Raw genomic sequence first — 15520 nt, forward strand, 5'->3', positions numbered from 1 at the left:
TCCCGCCCCACGAGACTCACCCCCTCCTCAATCCCCCTCCTCGATCCGGTCGATCGCCTCCCGCACCATCCCCAGATACTCGACCTCCTCGCACCGGGGCTTACTCCCCATCCGGTACATGTCAATCGCATCGTGGAGATGCTCACCGAGATCCTCGTCCGGCAGATCCGCCGAGAGTTCGCTGCACACCCGCGCGGCCAGCTCCCCGTCACCGCGCGTAGATCCACCCCGTACGACATCGCGTAAGCGCGCACGCATCGTGAAACCCATCAGAAGTCCCCCAATTCCCCCTGGTCCGCCGGGAGGCGGCTCCCTCCCGACCGCCCGGACGCTAGTCCTCCCCTCACCCGAGGTCCATACCTTCGTCACAGTTCACGCACAGTGAAGGACGAACCGTCTACTCTGCCCACGGCGTTCCCCCCGGCGTTCCCCCCGGCACGCCCCCGGCGTGACGGAGCCCACCGGCCCCCGCCCCACCACCCCGTTCAAACTCCGTTAACAATGGACTGTGATCTCACCGGTCTCCTCGTTGCCGCGGAGCGCCCACCGGCCCAGGCCGGAGGCGACTCCCTACGTCGACCTCACCCGTGCCGAGTGGAGCGCGCTGCGCGAAAAGACGCCGCTCCCGCTGAACGCCGAGGAGGTCGAGAAGCTGCGCGGTCTGGGCGATGTCATCGACCTCGACGAGGTACGGGACATCTACCTCCCGCTGTCCAGACTCCTCAACCTGTACGTCGGCGCCACCGACGGCCTGCGCGGCGCCCTGAACACCTTCCTGGGCGAACAGGGCTCCCAGTCCGGCACCCCGTTCGTCATAGGTGTCGCCGGCTCCGTGGCCGTCGGCAAGTCGACCGTCGCCCGCCTCCTCCAGGCGCTCCTGGCCCGCTGGCCCGAGCACCCGCGCGTGGAACTGGTCACCACCGACGGCTTCCTGCTCCCCATGAAGGACCTCCAGGAACGCGGCCTGGTCTCCCGCAAGGGCTTCCCCGAGTCGTACGACCGCCGGGCCCTGACCCGTTTCGTCGCCGACATCAAGGCAGGCAAGGACGAGGTGACGGCCCCGGTCTACTCCCACCTCATCTACGACATCGTCCCCGACCAGCGGCTGACGGTCCGCCGCCCCGACATCCTCATCGTCGAGGGCCTCAACGTCCTGCAGCCCGCCCTCCCCGGCAGCGACGGCCGCACCCGCGTCGGTCTCGCCGACTACTTCGACTTCAGCGTGTACGTCGACGCCGGCGCCGACGACATCGAGCGCTGGTACCTCAACCGCTTCAAGAAGCTCCGTCAGACCGCCTTCCAGAAGCCCGACTCGTACTTCCGCAAGTACACCCAGGTCTCCGAGGACGAGGCCGTCGACTACGCCCGCACCCTCTGGCGCACCATCAACAAGCCCAACCTGGTCGAGAACATCGCCCCCACCCGGGGCCGCGCCACCCTCATCATCCGCAAGGGCCCCGACCACAAGGTGCGCCGCCTCAGCCTGCGCAAGCTGTAGCCCCTTCACCGGGCCCGGCTACCCTGCGGGCATGCTGCATCTGCGCCTGATCACCCCGGCCGACCGGACCGACGAAGTGGTGCGCCTGATCGAGGGCACGGTCGGGTGCGTCCACCTCGTCGTCCTCCCGGGTGCCGCCCGCAACCCCGCCGGAGACGTCGTCATGTGCGACGTGGCACGCGAGGCGGGCGACGAACTGATCGGCGCCCTCCGGGCGTTGGACCTCGACCGAACCGGCTCCATCGCCGTCGAGAACATCGACCTGTCGCTCTCCGAGCGCGCCGACAAGGCCGAGAAGGACGCGCCGGGCGAGGCCGCCGACGCGGTCCTCTGGGAGCATCTGACGGACGCGACCCACGAGGAGTCGACGCTCTCCGTCACCTACGTCGCCTTCATCACCCTCGCCACGATGATCGCGGCCTGCGGCGTGGTCCTCGACAACGCGGTCCTGATCGTCGGCGCGATGGCCGTCGGCCCCGAGTTCGGCCCCCTGGCCGGCATCAGCACGTCCATCGTCCAACGCCACCCGCGCCTCGCCCTGCGCTCCCTGATCGCCCTCCTCGTGGGCTTCGCGGCGGCCATGGCGGCGACGGTCGCCTTCAGCCTCTTCATGGACGCGCTCGGCTACTTCACCGAGGCCAAGCTGGAGGCCGACCGCCCCAACACCGCCTTCGTCTACGCCCCCGACGCCTTCTCCTTCATCGTGGCGGTCCTCGCGGGCGTCGCGGGCACCCTCTCCCTGACCTCGGCCAAGTCAGGAGCCCTCGTGGGCGTGGCCATCTCCGTCACCACGGTCCCGGCCGCCGCGAACGCGGCGGTGGCCCTGGCCTACGGCGACACGAAACAGACGGTGGGCTCCACGGAGCAACTGCTCCTGAACCTCCTGGGCATCATCCTGGCGGGCACCCTCACCCTGCTCCTCCAGAAGTGGCTGTGGGCGAAGACCCGTTGACCGCGCCCCTGAAGGCAGGGGCGCTGGGAACCGCGCGACAAGCCACGACGATCCCGCGGCCCGCACCACACAGAACCCCACGCCCCTACCCGGAACGCACCCCAGACCTACCCGAGCGCGGACTTCACCGCATCAGCAAGCCGCCCGGCCACCGACCGCGCCTGCTCGATGTCCGCCGCCTCCACCATCACCCGAACCAACGGCTCGGTCCCGGACGGCCGCAACAACACCCGCCCCGTAGACCCCAACTCCCCCTCGGCCTCAGCCACCGCCGCAGCCAACTCCACAGACGTCCCCACCCGCGACCGATCCACATCCGGCACATTGATGAGCACCTGAGGCAACCGCTCCATCACCCCGGCGAGATCCCGCAACGTACGCCCGCTCTGCGCGACCCGGGCCGCCAGCAGCAACCCCGTCAGCGTGCCGTCACCCGTCGTCGCGTGGTCGGAGATGATCACATGCCCGGACTGCTCGCCCCCGAGGGCGTACCCGTGCTCCTTCATCTCCTCCAGCACATACCGGTCCCCCACCGCGGTCTGCACCAGCCGCAGCCCCTCCCGCTCCAGCGCCAGCTTGAAGCCGAGGTTGGACATCACGGTCGCGACCACGGTCTCCGAGCGAAGCTCCCCCCGCTCCCGCATGGCCAGCGCGAGCACCGCGAGGATCTGGTCCCCGTCGATCTCGTCGCCCTCGTGGTCCACGGCGAGGCACCGGTCCGCGTCCCCGTCGTGCGCGATACCGAGGTGCGCCCCGTGCTCGACGACGGCGGCCCGCAGCTTCCCGAGGTGCGTCGACCCGCACCCGTCGTTGATGTTGAGCCCGTCCGGCTCGGCCCCGATGGTGACGATCTCGGCACCGGCCCGGGTGAACACCTCCGGCGAGACCCCGGCGGCGGCGCCGTGCGCCTCGTCGAGGACGACCTTGAGGCCGTCGAGCCGGTTGGGCAGGACGGCGAGGAGATGGGCGATGTACCGCTCGAAGCCCTCGTCGTACGACCGGATACGCCCGACCCCCGCGCCCGTCGGCCGGTCCCAGGGCGCGCCGGTGCGGTGCTCCTCGTACACGCCCTCGATCCGGTCCTCCAGGTCGTCGGCGAGCTTGTGGCCGCCGCGGGCGAAGAACTTGATGCCGTTGTCGGGCATGGCATTGTGGCTGGCGGAGAGCATCACGCCGAGGTCGGCGCCCAGCTCGCCGGTGAGGAACGCCACCGCGGGGGTGGGCAGCACACCGACGCGCAGCACGTCGACGCCCGCGCTGGCGAGGCCGGCCACGACGGCCGCCTCCAGGAACTCTCCGGACGCCCGCGGATCCCGTCCGACCACCGCCACCGGCTTGTGGCCCTCGAACGTGCCCGCCTCGGCGAGTACATGTGCCGCCGCGACGGAGAGTCCGAGCGCGAGCTCGGCCGTCAGATCCGCGTTGGCGACACCGCGCACGCCGTCCGTGCCGAAGAGTCGTCCCACTGTGGTGTCCTCCGATGTTGCTGAGAATGTGCGGCTCGCACCTGATGGTCCCGATGGTCCCCTACCGGGCGGTCCCGCACGGGGTGTCACCGAGTGTCCCGGCTGTCCCCGGACCAAGTACATCCCCTGAGACTGTCCTCCCCCTTTCGGGGTTGTATCGACAGTCCCTGGATAAGCCTGCGATAAACAACTGACCCTGCTACGCAAACCGCCCCGGCGGCACGGTACGTGCCACCGGGGCGAAGCGCGCGATACGGCGCGAGCGCGATTTAGCGCTTGCTGTACTGCGGAGCCTTGCGGGCCTTCTTCAGACCGGCCTTCTTGCGCTCGACCGCACGGTCGTCGCGGCGGAGGAAGCCGGCCTTCTTGAGGGCGCCACGGTTGTTGTCGACGTCGGCCTCGTTCAGCGCGCGGGCGACACCGAGACGGAGCGCACCGGCCTGACCGGAGACACCGCCACCGGAGATACGGGCGATGACGTCGTAGCGACCTTCGAGCTCAAGAACCTTGAACGGCTCGTTGACCTCCTGCTGGTGCACCTTGTTCGGGAAGTAGTCCTCGAGCGTACGCCCGTTGATCTTCCACTTGCCGGAGCCCGGGACGATCCGGACGCGGGCGATGGCGTTCTTGCGACGGCCCAGGCCGGCGGCCGGCTGCGGGTCGCCGAAGCGGCCGGCGAGGGACTCCGAGGTGTACTCGCCCTCGACGGGCACCTCGGACTCGGTGGTGTAGCTGTCGATGTCGACAAGCTCAGTCTCGGTCTCTTCGACCGGCTGCTCAACGGTGGTCTCGGCCACGATTCTCCTCAGATTCTTTTCTGTCTTAGGGGGTGTGGCCGGAACTACTGCGCGACCTGGGTGATCTCGAACGGCACCGGCTGCTGCGCAGCGTGCGGGTGCTGGTCGCCCGAGTAGACCTTCAGCTTCGAGAGCATCTGACGGCCCAGGGTGTTCTTGGGGATCATGCCCTTGATGGCCTTCTCGACGGCCTTCTCGGGGTTCTTCGCCAGCAGCTCGTCGTAACGGACGGAGCGCAGACCACCCGGGTAGCCGGAGTGGCGGTACGCCAGCTTCTGAGTCTTCTTGTTGCCGGACAGGTGAACCTTGTCGGCGTTGATGATGATGACGAAGTCGCCCATGTCCATGTGCGGGGCATAGGTCGGCTTGTGCTTGCCACGGAGGAGGTTCGCGGCAGTGGTAGCCAGACGGCCCAGGACGATGTCCTGAGCGTCAATGACATGCCACTGGCGAGTCACATCGCCGGGCTTGGGGCTGTACGTACGCACTTCGCAGCCTTCTTCTTCAGTGGATGGGTCTGACACATGGCATCACTGAAGCGATCGTGCAGCTGGGGACGACAGTGCCGGGGACGCTGCCCGTATGCCGCCCACTGGTAACTGCTCCAGGGAACCTACGCAGGGGCCTCTCGCGTGAGAACGACCAAGCCCATACGCATAACAAACTGCAAGGCTACCCGCGCCGCCCCGGACGGGTCAAAACGGGTCCGCGACCGCAGGTGGTTCGTGGTCGCTCACGCGGGGAACCGCGCGACGAGCCCCACCCACCCGCAGCCGCCCGCCGGACCCCCCGCCCCCCGATCTCGATCGTCCCGACCACCCACAGTTGGCCGTATTTGCGCCCACCCCTCAGGTCACGCTAGGGGCTCAAGTCCCCGCGGAGACCAACCAGCACGCCCCCGCACCCGTCTAAACTTCGGCCCATGAGCTTTGGGCAGGGGGGGTCCCAGTGGAGCCCCGGGGGGTCTCGCAACCCGTGGGACGATCAGTGGGGTTCCACCAACAACAACCAGACCCCGGACTGGGGAGCACTCGCCGACCAGTCCGCATCACGCATCAAACGCCGCAGACTTCTGATGATCGTCGGCGGCGCCCTCGCGACGGTCGGGATAGGCGTGGCCGTCGCCGTGGCAGTCGTCAACGCCGATGGCGGCAGCACCACGGCGAACGGCCCGAACAACCCGCCGGTCACCGCGGACATCCCGAGCGCCAGCGCCAAGACGGACCCGTCGTTCGCGCCGACCTCGGCCCCGCCGCCGCTGGACCCGAAGGAGTTCATCTCCAGCTCGGGCAAGGACAAGGCGCCGATCAGCCCGGACATCCTGTTCCCGGGCTCCCAGTTGACCAAGCGCGAGAACGTGGTCTACCGCAAGGGCGCCACGGCCTCGACCAAGGACTGCGCCTCGGCCGTCCAGGGCGCCCTCGGCAAGCTGCTGACCAGCAACGGCTGCACCCGCTTCATGCGCGTGACCTACTTCCGGGACAAGGTCGCGGTCACGGTCGGCGTCGCCCTGTTCGACACCGAGGCCAAGGCGACCAAGGTCAAGAAGGACTGGGACAAGCAGAGCACCATCGTCTCCCTCTCCGGCAAGGGCGTCCCCGTCTTCTGCCGGACGACGGTGTGCCGTACGACCGCCAACTCCTACGGCCGCTACGCCCACTTCACCCTGTCCGGCTTCACCGACGGCAAGGACGTCACGGAGAAGGACACCGCCGTCTTCACGGCCGGTGACGACCTCAGCGGGTCCACGTACGAGCAGATCCGCCGACGGGGCGAGACCCAGGCCGCCGCCGCGGCCAACGGACAGTAGCCCGCACCCCCCTCTGCCCGCCCGGGGTCAGCAGCAGCCGGCCCCGGGTGCCCCCGGCAGCGTCCGCCGGTTCCGCGCCTCCCTGTTCCGCGCGGCCAGCAGCTCGTCCGCCGGGTACCCGACCTCCTCCAGGGTCAGCCCGTGCGGCCGTACGACATGTACGGCGGAGTCCCGCACCCCGGCGGCCAGCACCTTCCCGGGCCACTCGGCCCCCCGGTGCCCGTCCCCCACGAACAGCAGCGCCCCGATCAGCGACCGCACCATGTTGTGGCAGAACGCGTCGGCCCGCACGGTCGCGGTGATGATCCCGTCGTCCCCCCGCACCAGGCTCAGCTCCTGCAGCGTACGGATGGTGGTCGCCCCCTCCCGCCGCTTGCAGTAGGCCGCGAAGTCGTGCTCCCCCAGCAACCGCCGCGCCGCCTCGTTCATGGCTTCCACGTCGAGCGGCCAGTCGTGCCACAGCACGTGGTTGCGCAGCAACGGATCGACACCGCCGGGGTTGTCGGTGACGCGATACGCGTAACGCCGCCAGACGGCCGAGAACCGGGCGTTGAAGCCATCGGGCGCCTCTCGCAGGGCCCAGACCCGTACGTCCCTGGAGAGCCGCCCCGCGAGCCGTTTGAGCAGCTTCCCGTGGTGCTCGTCCCAGAGCTCCCGCGGCAGATCGACATGCGCCACCTGCCCCCGCGCGTGCACCCCCGCGTCGGTCCGCCCCGCCACGGTCAGCTCGTACGTCTCCTTCGACCGCGTCACGGTCCGCAGAGCGTCCTCGATCTCCCCCTGCACCGTCCGCCGCCCCCCGGCCTGCTTGGCCCACCCGGAGAACGCACTCCCGTCGTACGACAGATCCAACCGCACACGAACACGGCCGACCTGCACTTCGTCACTCACCCCTGGATCCTCTCAGGTACAGAAAAAGCGGGCCCGCTCCTCCAGGGAGCAGGCCCGCTCAAACACGCCCGTCTTAAGGGGCGCGGGGAACTGCGCGACCAGCCACGACGAACCCGCGGCCGCCAACGCACCGTCCCCCGCAGAACGCTTACGCGTCCTTGGACTCCTCGGCAGCCTCGTCGTCAGCCTTGGTGGTGTCCACCTTGGCCTCAGCGGCAGGCGCCTCCACGTCCTTGGCGGCACGCTTGGTGGCGGCCTCGGCCTCACCCGTGGCCTGCTGCGCGACCGTCAGCGCCTCGACCAGCTCGATGACAGCCATGGGCGCGTTGTCGCCACGACGGTTACCGATCTTGGTGATACGGGTGTAGCCACCCGGACGGTTCTCGTACCGCGGGCCGATCTCGGTGAAGAGCGTGTGCACGACGCTCTTGTCCGTGATGACCTGGAGCACCTGACGGCGGTTGTGAAGGTCGCCCTTCTTCGCCTTGGTGACCAGACGCTCGGCGTACGGCCGCAGACGGCGGGCCTTCGCCTCGGTGGTGGTGATGCGACCGTGCTCGAAGAGGCTCTTCGCGAGGTTCGCGAGCAGCAGCTTCTCGTGCGCGGCACTGCCGCCCAGACGGGCACCCTTGGTGGGCTTCGGCATGGTGTCTCTCCTAGGTGTCTGCCCCGGCCGTATCAGGTACCGGGGTCAGTATCCGAGCAGGCGGTCGCCTGTCGGAGATCCGGGGCGCCCTTTTCAAAGCGCCCCGGAGGGTCCGCGCCCCGTCAGGGGCGCGGGGAACTGCGCGACCAGCCACAGACCGGCCCGCAGCCAAGAACCCGCAGTCGAACCCGAGCTCTTAGTACTGCTCGGTCTCGACGAAGCCCGCATCCGCGTCGTCGTCGGCACCAAACGCGTCGGCCGCAGCGGTCGGGTCGAATCCGGGCGGGCTGTCCTTCAGGGCCAGGCCCATGCCGGCCAGCTTCGCCTTGACCTCGTCGATCGACTTCGCACCGAAGTTACGGATGTCGAGCAGGTCCGCCTCGGAGCGAGCGACGAGCTCACCCACGGAGTGGATGCCCTCACGCTTGAGGCAGTTGTACGACCGAACGGTGAGCTCCAGCTCCTCGATCGGCAGCGCCAGATCGGCGGCGAGGGCGGCGTCCGTGGGGGACGGGCCCATGTCGATGCCCTCGGCGTCGATGTTCAGCTCACGCGCGAGACCGAACAGCTCGACCAGGGTCTTACCGGCCGACGCCATCGCGTCACGCGGACGCATGGCCTGCTTGGTCTCGACGTCGACGATCAGCTTGTCGAAGTCGGTGCGCTGCTCGACACGGGTCGCCTCGACCTTGTACGTGACCTTGAGAACCGGCGAGTAGATCGAGTCGACCGGGATACGGCCGATCTCCTGGCCCACCTGCTTGTTCTGCACGGCGGAGACATAACCGCGGCCACGCTCGACCGTCAGCTCCATCTCCAGCTTGCCCTTGCCGTTCAGCGTGGCCAGGACCAGGTCGGGGTTGTGGACCTCGACACCGGCCGGGGGCGCGATGTCGGCGGCGGTGACCAGACCCGGACCCTGCTTGCGCAGGTACATCACGACCGGCTCGTCGTGCTCCGAGGAGACGACCAACTGCTTGATGTTGAGGATCAGGTCGGTGACGTCCTCCTTGACGCCCGGCACGGTGGTGAACTCGTGCAGGACACCGTCGATCCGGATGCTGGTGACAGCCGCACCGGGGATCGACGACAGGAGCGTACGACGCAGGGAGTTGCCGAGGGTGTAACCGAAGCCCGGCTCCAGCGGCTCGATCACGAACCGGGAGCGGAACTCGTCGACGACCTCTTCGGTCAACGAGGGACGCTGAGCGATCAGCATGTGGTGATCCTTCTGTCAGGGGCGCCCGCTATTTGACGCCCTGAGGTGTAACAAGGGTACGGGCGATATGGCCCCGAAGAGCCATACCGCCCGAAAACCTCAGACCAAGCGGCCTGCGTCGACGATCTGTGGAAGATCAGACGCGGCGGCGCTTGGGCGGACGGCAGCCGTTGTGCGGGGTGGGCGTGACGTCCTGGATGGAGCCGACCTCGAGACCGGTCGCCTGAAGCGAACGGATGGCCGTCTCACGACCCGAGCCCGGGCCCTTGACGAACACGTCGACCTTGCGCATGCCGTGCTCCTGCGCACGACGGGCAGCCGACTCGGCGGCCATCTGCGCGGCGAACGGCGTGGACTTGCGGGAGCCCTTGAAGCCGACGTGGCCGGCGGAGGCCCAGGAGATCACGTTGCCCGAGGGGTCCGTGATCGAGACGATCGTGTTGTTGAACGTGCTCTTGATGTGCGCGTGACCGTGAGCGACGTTCTTCTTTTCCTTGCGGCGCACCTTCTTGGCAGCGCCCTGACGACCCTTGGGGGGCATCTACAAACTCCTACGGGGAGGTGGTCGGTCCTACAGCGAAGACCGCTGATGAAGCGTTGTCCGCTGAGGACTACTTCTTGCCCGGCTTCTTCTTACCGGCGATGGCGCGACGCGGGCCCTTGCGGGTGCGGGCGTTCGTGCTGGTGCGCTGACCGCGGACGGGCAGACCACGACGGTGACGGAGACCCTGGTAGCAGCCGATCTCCACCTTGCGGCGGATGTCGGCCTGGACCTCACGACGGAGGTCACCCTCGGTCTTGATGTTGTTGTCCACGTACTCGCGGATCGCGACGAGCTGCTCCTCGGAGAGGTCGCGGACGCGGGTGTCAGGGTTGACGCCGGTCGCTGCCAGCGTCTCCTGGGAGAGGGTCCGGCCGATGCCGAACACATAGGTGAGGGCGACCTCCACGCGCTTGTCGCGCGGGATGTCAACACCGGAAACGCGTGCCATTCAATGGCTCCTGGTGATTGTCGGAGGTCTTCCGCAGAACCGGCTCCCGGCCGCCGTACCAGGTACGAACCAGGTCCCCGGCCTCCGAGCCGGGGGTATCAGGCGCCTTCAGGCACCTGGATCCTGCGTATGAACATATTCAGCTTGCGTCGCGCGAATCTCTGCGAAAAGGGCAGAGGGATCGGTCGTGCGTCAGCCCTGGCGCTGCTTGTGGCGCGGGTTCTCGCAGATGACCATGACCCGACCGTGACGGCGGATCACCCTGCACTTGTCGCAGATCTTCTTGACGCTCGGCTTGACCTTCATGGGATCGAGGTTCTCCGAGTCAGAGGGATCTACTTGTAGCGGTAGACGATCCGGCCACGGGTCAGGTCGTACGGAGACAACTCCACCACGACCCGGTCGTCAGGGAGGATACGGATGTAGTGCATACGCATCTTGCCGCTGATGTGTGCCAGGACCTGGTGGCCGTTCTGGAGCTCGACCTTGAACATGGCGTTCGGAAGAGACTCGACGACAGTGCCCTCGATCTCGATGGCACCTTGCTTCTTGGCCACGCTTCGCCCTTCGAATCGACTACCTTGATCGACTCGGCGTAACCGAATGAAGACATACGGAAACACGAGAGCCGACGAGTCAGTCTACGTCAGGCCCCCGAGAAACACGAATTCGGGTAAGACTGCCCACCGCAGAAGATCATTACTCCGGGCTGCCGCGGCGCACCTCGATGGGCCGCAGGCCCGGAAGGGGCGCGGGGCCGTATCGACGGGCGGCTCCGCCGCGTGGGCGCGAGAAGCCCCACCGGCCCCGCACCCGGCGACGAGAACTCAGCCCACCGGGTCAGGAGCCGCGGTAATCCCGAACTCCGCGAGCTTCGCCCGACCCCCGTCCGGCGAGGTCAGCACCAGCGGCCCCGCCTCGGTCAACGCCACCGAATGCTCCCAGTGCGAGGACCACGTCCCGTCCGTGCTCACCACGGTCCAGTCGTCGGCCAGCACCTTCGTCTTCGGCGTACCCAGCGCCACCATCGGCTCGATCGCGAGGCAGAACCCGGGGACCAGCTTCGGCCCCTTGCCCCGGCGCCGCTCGACGTAGTTCAGCAGATGCGGGTCCATGTGCATCTCGGTCCCGATGCCGTGGCCGCCGTAGTCCTCGACGATCCCGTACTTACCGCCGCCCGGCTTCGGCTGCCGGCGGATGTACGTCTCGATGGCCCGGGAGACGTCCACGAGCCGGTTGCCCACCTTCATCGCGGCGATCCCGGCCCACATGGACTCCTCGGTCACCCGCGACAGCTCGATCAGCTCCGGGGCGTGACCGGACCCCACGAACGCGGTGTAGGCCGCGTCACCGTGCCAGCCGTCGACGATCGCGCCGCAGTCGATGGAGATGATGTCGCCGTCCTTCAGGACGACCTCGTCACTCGGGATCCCATGCACCACGACCTCGTTCACCGACGTGCAGATCGTCGCCGGGAACCCGCCGTACCCGAGGAAGTTCGACTTGGCCCCGTGCTCCGCGAGCACCTTGCGGGCCACCTCGTCGAGATCCTTCGTGGAGGCGCCCGGCACGGCGGCCTCCCGAGTGGCCGCGTGGATGGCGGCGACGACCAGCCCCGCCTCGCGCATCTTGGCGATCTGCTCGGGGCTCTTGATCTGCACCATGGGGGCCTGCGCTCTCCGTCTTCCGTGACTGTGAACTCTGGGATCTGCCTACACAACAGTACGGCCGCGGCGCCCCTCACGGGCACCGCGGCCTACGTACTGGCTGACGGCCTACTTGCCGTCGTCCTCGCGCTTGAGCGCCTCCATGGCGCGCTGGGTGACTTCCTCCACCGGGCCGAGGGCCGAGATCGTCACCACGAGGCCCTGGGCCTTGTAGTAGTCGATGATCGGCTCGGTCTGGGTGTGGTAGACCTCCAGGCGCTTGCGGACGGTCTCCTCGGAGTCGTCGTCGCGCTGGTACAGCTCGCCGCCGCAGGCGTCGCAGACACCTTCCTGCTTCGGCTTCTTGTACGTGACGTGGAAGACGTGGGCGGAGTCGTTCCGGCAGATGCGCCGGCCGGCGATCCGCTTGACGACCTCCTCCTCGGGGACCTCCAGGTCCAGCACCGCGTCCAGGTTCATGGACTCGTCCTGGAGCGTCACGTCCAGCGCCTCGGCCTGCGAGACGTTGCGCGGGAAGCCGTCGAGCAGGAAGCCGTGCTCGGCGTCCGGCTGCTCCATGCGGTCCTTGGCCATCGCGATGGTGACCTCGTCCGGCACCAGCTCGCCCTTGTCCATGTAGGACTTCGCGAGTTTGCCGAGCTCCGTCTGCTTGCTGATGTTGGCCCGGAACAGGTCGCCCGTGGAGATGTGCGGGATCGACAGGTTCTGGGCGAGGAACGCGGCCTGCGTTCCCTTACCGGCACCCGGCGGCCCGACGAGGACGATACGCATCAGCGGAGGAACCCTTCGTAATTGCGCTGCTGGAGCTGGCTCTCGATCTGCTTCACCGTCTCCAGTCCCACACCCACGATGATCAGGATGCTGGTACCGCCGAACGGGAAGTTCTGGTTCGCCCCGAGGGGCGCCAACGCCATTGTCGGTACGAGAGCGATCAGGCCCAGATACAGCGAACCCGGCCAGGTGATCCGGTTGAGTACGTAGCTCAGGTACTCAGCGGTCGGTCGGCCAGCCCGGATGCCCGGGATGAAGCCACCATACTTCTTCATGTTGTCCGCGACTTCCTCGGGGTTGAACGAGATGGCCACGTAGAAGAAGGCGAAGAAGATGATGAGGAAGAAGTAGATCGTGATATGCGCCGGCGCGGCGGTGTCCGCGAGATTCTTCGTTACCCAAGTCGCCCAACCGGCTGTCGAGTTGGAGAACTGGACGATCAGCGCCGGGATGTAGAGCAGCGACGAGGCGAAGATCACAGGGATGATGCCCGCCTGGTTGACCTTCAGCGGAATGTACGTGGAGGTTCCGCCGTAGGACCGGCGGCCGATCATGCGCTTCGCGTACTGGACCGGAATGCGTCGCTGCGCCTGCTCGACGAAGACCACCAGCGCGACCATGACCAGACCGACGGCGATGACGATGGCGAACTCGATCCAGCCGCCCGCCAGGTCGCCCTGCTCCTTGATGGCCCACAGCGCGGACGGGAAGGTCGCGGCGATCGAGATGAACATCAGGATCGACATGCCGTTGCCGATACCGCGGTCGGTGACGAGCTCACCGAGCCACATGACGACGGCCGTACCGGCGGTCATGGTGATGACCATGACCATGGTGGTGAAGATGGACTTGTCAGGGACGATCTGGCCGCCCTGTGCGCAGGTGCTGAACAGCGAGCCGCTGCGGGCGGTGGCCACGAGGCCGGTGCCCTGGAGGACGGCCAAGGCGACCGTCAGGTAACGCGTGTACTGAGTGATTTTCGCCGTACCGGCCTGCCCCTCCTTCTTCAGGGCTTCCAGACGCGGGATCACCACGGTCAGCAGCTGCAGAATGATGCTCGCCGTGATGTACGGCATGATGCCGAGCGCGAAGATCGTGATCTGCAGCAGCGCGCCACCGCTGAACATGTTGACCAGACCGAAGAGACCCGAGTTGGTCTGGGCCTGGTCGATGCAGAACTGGACGGCGGAGTAGTCGACACCCGGGATCGGAATGTGCGTGCCGATCCGATAGATCACGATGATGCCGAGCGTGAAGAGCAGCTTCTTGCGCAGGTCGGGCGTCTTGAACGCCCGGGCGAACGCGGTGAGCACGGTGCCTCCTGCGACCCCCGCGCTACTGCGTCAAGGGTGACGGTTTTGAGATTCTGATGAGGACGACTTACGTAACGTTTAACTGCCGCGTCGAGTGCCCCGTGTGGGGTCCCCTGTGAAAACGGACAGTGCAGGCCACCTTACCGGCGGGACTGCCTCCCTAGGAACGACCAACCGGGGATACCCCATTTGTGGGGTATCCCCGGTCGGGATCGCTCAAGTCATCGAGACACCTGATGTGTTCAGACGAGCTCGGTGACAGTACCGCCGGCGGCGGTGATCTTCTCCTTGGCGGAGCCGGAGACGGCGTCGACCGTCACCTGCAGCGCCACGGAGATCTCGCCCTGGCCGAGGACCTTGACGAGGCTGTTCTTGCGGACGGCACCCTTGGCGACCAGGTCGGCAACGGTGACCTCCCCACCCTCGGGGTAGAGGGCGGCGAGCTTGTCCAGGTTCACGACCTGGAACTCCGTCTTGAACGGGTTCTTGAAGCCCTTCAGCTTCGGGAGACGCATGTGGAGGGGCATCTGGCCACCCTCGAAGCGCTCCGGAACCTGGTAGCGGGCCTTCGTGCCCTTGGTACCACGACCAGCCGTCTTACCCTTCGACGCCTCACCACGACCCACACGGGTCTTTGCGGTCTTGGCGCCCGGGGCGGGACGGAGGTTGTGGATCTTGAGCGGGTTGTTCTCCGCCATGATCAGTCGACCTCCTCGACCGACACGAGGTGGCGGACGGTGTGCACCATGCCGCGGAACTCGGGGCGGTCCTCCTTGACGACCTGCGTGTTGATGCCCTTGAGACCAAGGGAACGCAGGGTGTCACGGTGGTTCTGCTTGCTGCCGATGTAGGACTTGACCTGCGTAATCTTGAGCTGCGCCATGATTACGCACCCGCCCCGGCACGTGCACGGAGAAGAGCCGCAGGAGCGACGTCCTCAAGGGGCAGACCGCGGCGGGCCGCGATCTCCTCGGGACGCTGCAGGCCCTTGAGGGCCGCCACGGTCGCGTGCACGATGTTGATCGCGTTGTCGGAGCCGAGCGACTTCGACAGCACGTCGTGGATACCGGCGCACTCGAGCACGGCACGCACCGGGCCACCGGCGATAACACCGGTACCGGGGGACGCGGGCTTGAGCAGAACGACGCCGGCAGCCTTCTCACCCTGAATGGGGTGCGGGATGGTGCCCTGGATACGGGGGACCTTGAAGAAGTGCTTCTTGGCCTCCTCAACACCCTTGGCGATGGCGGCCGGCACCTCCTTGGCCTTGCCGTAACCGACACCCACGGTGCCGTCACCATCGCCCACTACGACGAGCGCAGTGAAGCTGAAGCGACGACCACCCTTCACAACCTTGGCGACGCGGTTGATCGCGACAACGCGCTCAACGTACGCGGTCTTCTCGGCGGCAGCTGCGCCGCCGTCACGGCCCTTCCGGTCCCGCCGCTCGCCGCCACCGGCACCGCCACCGCGGCGCTGGGGTCCAGCCATTGGATTT

The 15520-nt window shown here is 67.4% G+C and carries 20 protein-coding genes; 3 read left to right on the forward strand and 17 right to left on the reverse strand.

Annotated features, from left to right (window positions below):
- Positions 1-27 precede the first annotated feature (27 nt).
- The gene (locus ABT147_RS06045; protein WP_351402952.1) at positions 28-189 is read right to left on the reverse strand and encodes a hypothetical protein; all 162 of its coding nucleotides are present in this window, start codon (positions 187-189) and stop codon (positions 28-30) included.
- Positions 190-508: 319 nt separating this feature from the next.
- Between ABT147_RS06045 and coaA the strand changes: the two genes are divergently transcribed.
- The gene (coaA, locus tag ABT147_RS06050; RefSeq protein WP_351402954.1) at positions 509-1498 is read left to right on the forward strand and encodes a type I pantothenate kinase; all 990 of its coding nucleotides are present in this window, start codon (positions 509-511) and stop codon (positions 1496-1498) included.
- 31 nt (positions 1499-1529) lie between these two features.
- On the forward strand, positions 1530-2450 hold the full coding sequence (locus tag ABT147_RS06055; protein ID WP_351402955.1) for a DUF389 domain-containing protein: 921 nt from the start codon (positions 1530-1532) through the stop codon (positions 2448-2450).
- 107 nt (positions 2451-2557) lie between these two features.
- Here the strand turns inward: ABT147_RS06055 and glmM are convergent, their stop codons facing one another.
- From glmM to rplM, 3 genes are all read right to left on the reverse strand, one after another.
- On the reverse strand, positions 2558-3916 hold the full coding sequence (gene glmM, locus ABT147_RS06060; RefSeq protein WP_351402956.1) for a phosphoglucosamine mutase: 1359 nt from the start codon (positions 3914-3916) through the stop codon (positions 2558-2560).
- Between the two features lie 269 nt (positions 3917-4185).
- The gene (gene rpsI / locus ABT147_RS06065; protein WP_351402957.1) at positions 4186-4713 is read right to left on the reverse strand and encodes a 30S ribosomal protein S9; all 528 of its coding nucleotides are present in this window, start codon (positions 4711-4713) and stop codon (positions 4186-4188) included.
- Positions 4714-4757: 44 nt separating this feature from the next.
- The gene (gene rplM / locus ABT147_RS06070) at positions 4758-5201 is read right to left on the reverse strand and encodes a 50S ribosomal protein L13 (protein WP_045559465.1); all 444 of its coding nucleotides are present in this window, start codon (positions 5199-5201) and stop codon (positions 4758-4760) included.
- A gap of 434 nt (positions 5202-5635) precedes the next feature.
- Between rplM and ABT147_RS06075 the strand changes: the two genes are divergently transcribed.
- The gene (locus ABT147_RS06075) at positions 5636-6523 is read left to right on the forward strand and encodes a hypothetical protein (protein ID WP_351402959.1); all 888 of its coding nucleotides are present in this window, start codon (positions 5636-5638) and stop codon (positions 6521-6523) included.
- Between the two features lie 27 nt (positions 6524-6550).
- Here the strand turns inward: ABT147_RS06075 and truA are convergent, their stop codons facing one another.
- The 13 genes from truA to rpsE all read right to left on the reverse strand — a co-directional run bounded on the left by truA (position 6551) and on the right by rpsE (position 15513).
- Positions 6551-7414 (reverse strand): tRNA pseudouridine(38-40) synthase TruA, encoded by an 864-nt coding sequence (gene truA, locus ABT147_RS06080; protein ID WP_351402960.1) that lies wholly within the window; start codon positions 7412-7414, stop codon positions 6551-6553.
- A 148-nt stretch (positions 7415-7562) separates the two neighbouring features.
- On the reverse strand, positions 7563-8060 hold the full coding sequence (rplQ, locus tag ABT147_RS06085) for a 50S ribosomal protein L17 (RefSeq protein ID WP_351402961.1): 498 nt from the start codon (positions 8058-8060) through the stop codon (positions 7563-7565).
- 196 nt (positions 8061-8256) lie between these two features.
- Entirely contained in the window at positions 8257-9279 is a 1023-nt protein-coding gene (locus ABT147_RS06090) for a DNA-directed RNA polymerase subunit alpha (protein WP_003966937.1), read from the reverse strand.
- A 136-nt stretch (positions 9280-9415) separates the two neighbouring features.
- Positions 9416-9820: a 30S ribosomal protein S11 gene (gene rpsK / locus ABT147_RS06095; protein WP_003956432.1), complete on the reverse strand. Its 405-nt coding sequence runs from the start codon at positions 9818-9820 to the stop codon at positions 9416-9418.
- 70 nt (positions 9821-9890) lie between these two features.
- Positions 9891-10271: a 30S ribosomal protein S13 gene (gene rpsM / locus ABT147_RS06100; protein WP_005481202.1), complete on the reverse strand. Its 381-nt coding sequence runs from the start codon at positions 10269-10271 to the stop codon at positions 9891-9893.
- A gap of 192 nt (positions 10272-10463) precedes the next feature.
- Positions 10464-10577 carry a 50S ribosomal protein L36 gene (gene rpmJ / locus ABT147_RS06105; RefSeq protein WP_003998809.1) on the reverse strand — a complete coding sequence of 38 codons (114 nt, stop codon included), beginning with the start codon at positions 10575-10577 and terminating at the stop codon, positions 10464-10466.
- 29 nt (positions 10578-10606) lie between these two features.
- Positions 10607-10828, reverse strand: a complete 222-nt coding sequence (infA, locus tag ABT147_RS06110; RefSeq protein ID WP_003948620.1) for a translation initiation factor IF-1 — start codon at positions 10826-10828, stop codon at positions 10607-10609.
- A gap of 270 nt (positions 10829-11098) precedes the next feature.
- Positions 11099-11935 carry a type I methionyl aminopeptidase gene (map, locus tag ABT147_RS06115; RefSeq protein WP_351402962.1) on the reverse strand — a complete coding sequence of 279 codons (837 nt, stop codon included), beginning with the start codon at positions 11933-11935 and terminating at the stop codon, positions 11099-11101.
- Between the two features lie 111 nt (positions 11936-12046).
- Positions 12047-12709: an adenylate kinase gene (locus ABT147_RS06120; RefSeq protein ID WP_351402963.1), complete on the reverse strand. Its 663-nt coding sequence runs from the start codon at positions 12707-12709 to the stop codon at positions 12047-12049.
- Complete coding sequence (gene secY, locus ABT147_RS06125; protein ID WP_351402964.1) at positions 12709-14022, reverse strand: preprotein translocase subunit SecY; 1314 nt, start codon at positions 14020-14022, stop codon at positions 12709-12711. The genes ABT147_RS06120 and secY overlap by 1 nt, the downstream gene beginning before the upstream one ends.
- Before the next feature lie 242 nt (positions 14023-14264).
- Positions 14265-14720, reverse strand: coding sequence for a 50S ribosomal protein L15 (gene rplO / locus ABT147_RS06130; protein ID WP_059079051.1), 456 nt, complete (start codon positions 14718-14720; stop codon positions 14265-14267).
- 2 nt (positions 14721-14722) lie between these two features.
- Complete coding sequence (gene rpmD / locus ABT147_RS06135) at positions 14723-14905, reverse strand: 50S ribosomal protein L30 (RefSeq protein ID WP_006140898.1); 183 nt, start codon at positions 14903-14905, stop codon at positions 14723-14725.
- Between the two features lie 2 nt (positions 14906-14907).
- Positions 14908-15513 (reverse strand): 30S ribosomal protein S5, encoded by a 606-nt coding sequence (gene rpsE, locus ABT147_RS06140; RefSeq protein ID WP_003992370.1) that lies wholly within the window; start codon positions 15511-15513, stop codon positions 14908-14910.
- Between the last annotated feature and the right edge of the window lie 7 nt (positions 15514-15520).

It is taken from the genome of Streptomyces sp. NPDC001868, assembly GCF_040297125.1.
In the GTDB taxonomy this organism is placed as follows: domain Bacteria; phylum Actinomycetota; class Actinomycetes; order Streptomycetales; family Streptomycetaceae; genus Streptomyces.

Excerpts from the sequence above, each read along its gene's own strand:
- ABT147_RS06090 (WP_003966937.1), bottom strand. The coding sequence starts at position 9,279 with ATGCTGATCGCTCAGCGTCCCTCGTTGACCGAAGAGGTCGTCGACGAG.
- rplQ (WP_351402961.1), bottom strand. The coding sequence starts at position 8,060 with ATGCCGAAGCCCACCAAGGGTGCCCGTCTGGGCGGCAGTGCCGCGCAC.
- ABT147_RS06075 (WP_351402959.1), top strand. The coding sequence starts at position 5,636 with ATGAGCTTTGGGCAGGGGGGGTCCCAGTGGAGCCCCGGGGGGTCTCGC.
- rpsK (WP_003956432.1), bottom strand. The coding sequence starts at position 9,820 with ATGCCCCCCAAGGGTCGTCAGGGCGCTGCCAAGAAGGTGCGCCGCAAG.
- rpmD (WP_006140898.1), bottom strand. The coding sequence starts at position 14,905 with ATGGCGCAGCTCAAGATTACGCAGGTCAAGTCCTACATCGGCAGCAAG.
- rplO (WP_059079051.1), bottom strand. The coding sequence starts at position 14,720 with ATGGCGGAGAACAACCCGCTCAAGATCCACAACCTCCGTCCCGCCCCG.
- rpmJ (WP_003998809.1), bottom strand. The coding sequence starts at position 10,577 with ATGAAGGTCAAGCCGAGCGTCAAGAAGATCTGCGACAAGTGCAGGGTG.
- ABT147_RS06055 (WP_351402955.1), top strand. The coding sequence starts at position 1,530 with ATGCTGCATCTGCGCCTGATCACCCCGGCCGACCGGACCGACGAAGTG.
- rpsE (WP_003992370.1), bottom strand. The coding sequence starts at position 15,513 with ATGGCTGGACCCCAGCGCCGCGGTGGCGGTGCCGGTGGCGGCGAGCGG.
- ABT147_RS06120 (WP_351402963.1), bottom strand. The coding sequence starts at position 12,709 with ATGCGTATCGTCCTCGTCGGGCCGCCGGGTGCCGGTAAGGGAACGCAG.
- rpsM (WP_005481202.1), bottom strand. The coding sequence starts at position 10,271 with ATGGCACGCGTTTCCGGTGTTGACATCCCGCGCGACAAGCGCGTGGAG.
- map (WP_351402962.1), bottom strand. The coding sequence starts at position 11,935 with ATGGTGCAGATCAAGAGCCCCGAGCAGATCGCCAAGATGCGCGAGGCG.